This window comes from uncultured Murdochiella sp., from assembly GCF_902488755.1.
Taxonomy (GTDB): Bacteria; Bacillota; Clostridia; order Tissierellales; family Peptoniphilaceae; genus Murdochiella.
In genome coordinates this window covers 20,519-27,349 of sequence record NZ_CABTXF010000016.1, presented here as the reverse complement: position 1 = coordinate 27,349, position 6,831 = coordinate 20,519, and the positions used below count along the sequence as shown (strand labels likewise).

General features: G+C 47.7%; 5 protein-coding genes. All 5 read left to right on the top strand.

From position 1 onward, the window contains the following. The first annotated feature begins 236 nt into the window (after positions 1-236). The 5 genes from rpmF to ftsY all read left to right on the top strand — a co-directional run bounded on the left by rpmF (position 237) and on the right by ftsY (position 6,793). Complete coding sequence (rpmF, locus tag RDL68_RS03090) at positions 237-419, top strand: 50S ribosomal protein L32 (protein ID WP_066923837.1); 183 nt, start codon at positions 237-239, stop codon at positions 417-419. 103 nt (positions 420-522) lie between these two features. Next, entirely contained in the window at positions 523-1,536 is a 1,014-nt protein-coding gene (plsX, locus tag RDL68_RS03085) for a phosphate acyltransferase PlsX (protein ID WP_308540210.1), read from the top strand. Next, positions 1,523-2,221: a ribonuclease III gene (rnc, locus tag RDL68_RS03080; protein ID WP_308540209.1), complete on the top strand. Its 699-nt coding sequence runs from the start codon at positions 1,523-1,525 to the stop codon at positions 2,219-2,221. The genes plsX and rnc overlap by 14 nt, the downstream gene beginning before the upstream one ends. A 70-nt stretch (positions 2,222-2,291) precedes the next feature. Further along, positions 2,292-5,843 (top strand): chromosome segregation protein SMC, encoded by a 3,552-nt coding sequence (gene smc / locus RDL68_RS03075; protein ID WP_308540207.1) that lies wholly within the window; start codon positions 2,292-2,294, stop codon positions 5,841-5,843. Positions 5,844-5,875: 32 nt separating this feature from the next. After that, on the top strand, positions 5,876-6,793 hold the full coding sequence (gene ftsY / locus RDL68_RS03070; RefSeq protein WP_308540206.1) for a signal recognition particle-docking protein FtsY: 918 nt from the start codon (positions 5,876-5,878) through the stop codon (positions 6,791-6,793). The last annotated feature ends 38 nt before the right edge of the window (positions 6,794-6,831 follow it).

Here is a 6,831-nt window from a genome sequence, read left to right as displayed (position 1 = left end):
CAAGGGACGCTCCCTTTGGTCGCTCTTCGCCCTTGACCCGTCGAAAAGGAAGCACCTGGAAAAGAATTGCCGGAAAAAACTAAATGTGTCAGAGCCTTGTGCTGAATGTGTAACATATGTCTTGACAGTTAAGAGTTTCCATCGAGGGACAGACAAGGATTTATCTTGACAAGCCCGCTATGCGCGTTTATAATTCATGTGTTCATCTAATATCTAAGGAAGAAGGAGGTGTTTCCATGGCCGTACCAAAGAGAAAAACGTCAAAGCAAAGAAGAGACAAAAGAAGAGCTTCTTCCTATCGTTTAACGACTTATGCGACGGTAAAGTGCCCGAACTGCGGCGAAGCAAAATTACCGCATCACATTTGTCCGCATTGCGGATACTATGACGGAAAAGAAGTGATTCAAATCGGTGAATAACCGGAGGTGCGGGAACTGTTCCGCACCTTTTTTGTTTTGTCTTTTAATGAAAAGATTGCCGGTTTATCGAAATGAATAACCGGTAAAGAGAATGGAGGTAGGCATGACAAAAATCATTATCGATGCGCTTGGTGCGGATGCCGGAGCAAAAATGGTTGCTTTGGCCATTCAATCGGCGTTAAAAAAACGTGCATTTTCCTGTGTTGTTGTCGGTCCTTCGTCCGTTCTCACACCGGTATTGGGCGATTATAAGCAGGTGGAGATTGTCGATACCTCTACGTATATTCGTAACGACGAATCGCCCGTTTTTGCGATCCGTCGAAAAAAAGAGGCGAGCTTAGTGCTTGCTTTTTCGCACCTAAATGCTGAGGGCGATGTTTTGCTCTCTGCCGGAAGTACCGGTGCGCTTTTGGCAGGCGGTTATTTCTTGACTAAGCGTATCGAAGGGATGGAGCGAATGTGTCTGGTGCCCACCATTCCGAATGTGCATGGTGGCATCTTGCTCGCCGATGCAGGTGCTACGATGGACACTACACCGGTAATGCTTTTGCAGTTTGCGGAAATTAGCGCAGCTTATGCAAAAAGAGCGCTGGGAAAACAAACGGTGAAAGTCGGCTTGCTTAATGTTGGTCAGGAGTCGGAGAAGGGCGATAAACGGGCAACGGAAACGTATCACCTGCTTGAAGAGAGTGATCTCACCTTTGTTGGAAATATCGAAGCCAGAGATATCCTTACCGCCGATTGCGATGTTTTGGTGACGGATGGTTTTTCCGGAAATGTCGCCTTAAAAACCATGGAAGGTACCGCTAAATATGCACTGCAGACCTTGCGCGAGGTGCTTTATGCCAATGTCAAAACGAAACTCGGCGGTCTGTTGATAAAAAAAGAATTAAAGCAGGCGTTCGGCGCACTCGACTATCGTGCGCATGGCGGCGCGCCGCTTCTTGGCGCGCGTAAACCCATCTATAAAGCGCATGGCAATTCAACTTCCGCAACCTTTGCCTTAGCTATTGAAGAAGCCTTGGACTTTGCGGAAAGCGGCGTGCTCGAAGAGGTAACAACTCGTTTTAGCGCGAGGTCGGGTTCTGCCGAGGAGGTCAAGAATGACAAACGCTGATTGGGAGCAATTTCAGGAGCGCTTAGGGTATCTTTTCCGGCAACCGGCTTTGTTGAAAAAGGCGATGATTCATCGATCGCTGCTCAATGAGCAACCGGATGCAACACTGGAGAGTAACGAACGATTGGAGTTCTTAGGGGATGCCGTACTCGAACTGATTTCGACCGATTACTTCTATCGTCGTTATCCGCAGGATCCAGAGGGAGAACTCTCCCGAAAACGGGCGTTAGCCGTCTGTGAGGCATCGTTCGCTACACTTGGTCGGGAAATTGGCTTGGATGGTCTTTTGCAACTGGGACATGGTGAAGAATTGCAGGGCGGAAGGCAGAAGCCATCGCTTTTGGCAGATGCGTTTGAAGCGCTCTGCGGCGCCATCTATCTCGATGGAGGGATGCGCTTTTTAGAAAAGTGGTTTGTACAGAAATTAAGTGCGATGCATGATAAGTGGGAGGCTTCCAGTATAGAAACGGATGCGAAATCGACTTTGCATCGCTACGTTCTACAACATGGGCTTTCTCAGCGTTATGTCGTGTTAGAGGAAAGTGGTCCTTCGCATCAGCGTACATTCCGCGTAGCCGTAGAAATCAATGGAAAACAAATTGCAGAAGGATGCGGTAAAAGCAAAAAGCGCGCCGAGGAAAAAGCGGCGCATGAAGCACTTTTGTTGTTTAAGCAGAAGCAATAAAAAGACAGGACAACGCGCTGTATTCCAAAACGGGAGAGCGCGAACAGGAAGAGACGACGAGGTTGACACAGTGCGACTGAAAAGTTTGGAACTTTACGGATTTAAATCGTTTGCCGAAAAAACGACTCTACAATTTCATGATGACTTTGTTGCCGTAGTCGGCCCGAATGGATCCGGAAAGTCCAATTTATCGGATGCGGTACGATGGGTGTTGGGCGAGCAATCTGCCAGAGCGCTGCGTGGAACGCGCATGGAAGATGTTATTTTTAACGGCACCGATAAAAAAGCACCCATGAACATTGCGCAGGTGGTCTTGGTCTTTGACAATACAGATGGCGACATTCCCTTACCGTATGAGGAAGTCAGCGTTGCCCGAAAAGTCTACCGTAATGGAGAAGGACAGTATTTTCTCAATTCGCAACAAGTGCGCCGAAAAGATATTCATGAACTGTTTCTCAATACCGGTGTGGGAAAAGAAGGATATTCCATTATTGGACAAGGGCGTATCGATGAGATTCTCAGTACGAGAGGAGAGGATCGTCGAAGCGTTTTTGAAGAAGCTGCCGGTATTGCCCGATACAAGTATAAAAAAACGGAATCCGAACAACGCTTAGCACGCACCGAACAGCAACTGGAAACGGTACGTCAAGATGTTCATATTAAAGAGCAGGAAGCGCATCTGATGAAGCGGCAGGCGGAAAATGCGAAAACCGGTCGTCGCCTCATGCAGGAACTGGATCAGCATGAGCTTTCGCTGCTAAAAGCGCAGCGAGATGCGGCAGACGAACGGATTTCGCAAATGGATGCCGATATTACTTTGCATTCGGAGACTGTTGCTGAACTCCAAAAGCAAAATGAAATGCTCGAAGAACAGCTTCGTCCCTACGAGTCTTTTGTGCAGGAATGGGAAGAAAAGCGCAGTGTTTTCCTTGAGAAAAAAGGACGCCGCGAGCGGGATATACAGCAGGAAGAAACGCGTCTTAGCGTTGCGCAGGAAAAAATACAGTTTTATCGTCAGGATCTTTCCCGCTTGGACAGCGAGGAACAAAATGCCAAAGCGAACGCTCAGGCGTTGCAAATAAAAATACAAGACGAAGAAAAAGAGGAAGAACGTTTACGGCAGGCGCTTAAAAAAGTGGATGAGGAGCTGGCAAATCTCTCCGTCGAAGATTCCATGAGCGGCAAAGAGATTACGCAGAAACGGATTCATGCGGAAGAAGAAGTCCGTCGTTTCCAGGAATCCCTTTCGGTTCTGCGCTACCGCCGCGAAGAAGCGGAAAAAGCAAGAGAAGACTTGCAAAAACAACAGAAAGAGCAGCAGACGTTGACCGATGCCTTGGAAGGCGAAGTGAACGCATTGCTTGAAAAAAAAGAAAAACAGGAAGCTTTGCTGCAGGAGCATTTACAGGCACAAGCAACGATACAAAAAGCACTTGGCATTTGTGAAGAGGATGTTCGTCATCTTTTAGAGGAGGCGGATCATCTTGCGGAAACCAAGCGAACAGGCGAAGCAAAACGCGCGGGAATCGCTTCGCAAGAGAAAATGCTTCGTGCGTTAATGCAGCAGTATGAAGGGTATCAGCGTTCTGTTCAAAATTTATTGAAAATTGCCGATCGCGAAACAGAGGTGAAAGCGCGCCTTATCGGTCCTTTGGCGGATCTTCTTCAAGTCAAAAAAGGGTATGAAACCGCGGTGGAGGTCGCTCTGGGCGGTGCTTTGCAGAATGTGGTGGTGGAAAGCGAAAAGGACGCCAAAGCGCTTATTGCTCTGTTAAAAGAGCGTAAGCTCGGCCGTGTCACGTTTCTTCCACTCGATCGTATTGCTTATGCCTCTCCCATGGTTTCGGATGCAAAAGAAGCACTTTGCAACGGAACGGAAGCTGTGGAATACGATAACCGGTTAAAAGCGATTATCACCCATTTTTTAGGGCGTACTACCTTTGTTGAGACCATTGATGACGCGCTTCGCCTTTCACATCGTGAAAAAGACCACAATCGCGTCATTTCCTTAGAAGGCGATGTGGTAAATACCTGGGGGTCTATGGTTGGTGGGATTGTCCACAGACGTAATGCCGCCTCCCTCATCAACCGAGATAAAGAGCTTACAGCGCTGCAAAACAGCCTATTGGAGGAAGAGCGGAAACTGATTGAAGTTGAAGAGAAGTGGAAAGACACGCAAACCAGGCGTGAAGCGGCGATGAAAGAGCGAGAAAATCTTCTTTCTCGTTTGCAAAAGGAGCAGGAGGAAGAACGGCGTTTGCGGGAAACATTGGAATCCGCTCGTATGACTCTCGCCGCGAAAATGCGTGAACAGGAAGGTGCGAAGAGCCTTTTAGCGAAAACGATCGATACCCTTCCCGAAGAAGTTGCCGAGGAAGAAACGACGCTAAAAGCGCAGGAAGAAGAAGCGATTCGTCTCTTGCGTTCTTTGCAGGAGCAGGAAGAAGAATCGCGCAAAGTAATACAGGGAAAAGAAAAAGAGCAAGCGGTTCTTCGCCACCAGCGCGAGTACTTAACACGGGATCTTCAGGCTCTTTCCGAGCGGCTAAAAGAAAATCGAGAAAAGGCAGATGCTTTTTCTCATGATGACGCACTTCGTGAGGAACAAAAAGAAGAAGCACGGCGCATTTTGGAAAGCAGTCAAAAGCAAATTCAGGAAGCAGAAGAAAAGAAGAAGAGTGCACAGAAGGAAAGCGAAGAAGCGCTTCGTCAATGGGAAGCACTCGAGAAAGAATACCATTCGCAGCATGAGCAGGCGGAAAAATGTATGCAGCTTCGCCAAAAAACGGCGGAACGCCTACAGGAGGAAAATAATCAGCTCTTCCGTCTACAAATGGAAAAAGAGCAAAAAGAAACGCAACGCAATCAGTGGTTGGAAGACTACCGTCTACAATACGATCTCAGCGAGGAGATGGTGAGAGAGCGCCTTGCCCAGTTGGTGCCGATTGATACTTCGCGAAAACAGGTTCGTGAAATTCGCGAACAACTCTCCAAGATTGGATATTTCAATGTCGAAGCGATTGAGCAATATCAGGAAATGCAGGAGGAACTGGATTTCCTGAAACAGCAGATGACGGATTTAAGCAAGTCACGCAAAGACATTCAGGAGTTGATTCGAGATTTGGATGCGACGATGGAGAGCATGTTCACCGAAAGCTTTCGCCGCATGAATGAAGAGTATAATCGCATTTTTCAACTGCTCTTTCACGGTGGCCAGGCGCATTTGCGTCTGGATGGGGAAGATGTACTGACTTGCGGAGTAGAAATTGAAGCGCAGCCCCCCGGAAAGAAATTACAGAGCTTGAACCTTCTTTCCGGCGGAGAACGTTCCATGACGGCACTTGCTTTGCTTTTTGCGATTTTCTCCATTCATCCGACGCCGTTTTGCATATTGGATGAAATCGATGCGTCGCTTGACGAAGCGAATATCGGGCGCTATGTGGAATATTTACAAAGCATTTGCCATGAAACCCAGTTTATTGTGATTACGCATCGCAAGTCGACCATGCAGCTTGCCGAGACGCTCTATGGGGTAACGATGCAAAACGGTCTTTCTCGAATTGTATCTTTGCGCTTCGCCGACTTCGAAGACGAAACAGAAGAACGAAGCGTCGATGCGTAGGCGTATACGGAAAGATAGAGGAGAAGAGGAATATGGGTTTTTTCGATTTTTTGAAACAGGGATTACAAAAGACAAGAGACAGTCTTGGGGGAGCACTGGACAATCTGTTCAACGGTCGTGCAACAATTGATGACGATCTATTTGAGGAAATTGAAGAAGCTCTGGTATCCGCTGATATGGGATTTGAAACATCGATGGATGTTATTGATACCCTTCGAGATGCCGTAGCAGAAGAGCATATCCGTGAACCGCAGAAAGTGCGTCAGCGTTTGGTGCAAATTCTAAAAGAAAAATTGTTAGCGTCCAATCTGCATGCCGCGCTCTGTGAAGAGCCGGACCATCCGATGGTGATTCTCGTAATCGGTGTAAATGGTGTAGGAAAAACGACCACTATTGGTAAACTGGCGGCATATCTTAAAGGACGGGGAAAATCTGTATTGCTTGCTGCTGCGGATACCTTCCGCGCGGCAGCGATAGATCAGCTGGAAGAATGGTCTCACCGGGCAGATGTGGATATTGTACGGCGAGAAGAAGGAGCAGATCCGGCATCGGTTGTATTTGACGGGATCCATGCGGCAAAGGCGCGAGGAACGGATGTGCTTATTTGTGATACAGCCGGTCGTTTGCATAATAAAAAGAATCTTATGCAGGAGCTGGAAAAGATCTATCGCATTCTTTCTCGCGAATACCATGAAGCGCATTTGGAGACGCTTCTTGTCCTTGACGCAACAACCGGTCAGAATGCCATTCAACAGGCGCGCGCTTTTAATGAAGTTACGGATATTACCGGCTTAGTGCTGACTAAATTGGACGGAACGGCTAAAGGCGGTGTGGTTTTTCCTTTGCAGTTGGAGGTGAAGGTGCCGGTGAAATTTATTGGCGTAGGGGAACAAATGCAGGATCTTCGCCCCTTCGATGCCGCAGCATTTGTGGATGCGATTTTTTCTTAAAAACACAACGAAAGAGAGTTTTTCTCTTATCCGCTTTT

Coding starts and splice junctions, on each gene's coding strand:
- rnc (WP_308540209.1), top strand. CDS start 1,523: ATGACAAACGCTGATTGGGAGCAATTTCAGGAGCGCTTAGGGTATCTT.
- rpmF (WP_066923837.1), top strand. CDS start 237: ATGGCCGTACCAAAGAGAAAAACGTCAAAGCAAAGAAGAGACAAAAGA.
- ftsY (WP_308540206.1), top strand. CDS start 5,876: ATGGGTTTTTTCGATTTTTTGAAACAGGGATTACAAAAGACAAGAGAC.
- plsX (WP_308540210.1), top strand. CDS start 523: ATGACAAAAATCATTATCGATGCGCTTGGTGCGGATGCCGGAGCAAAA.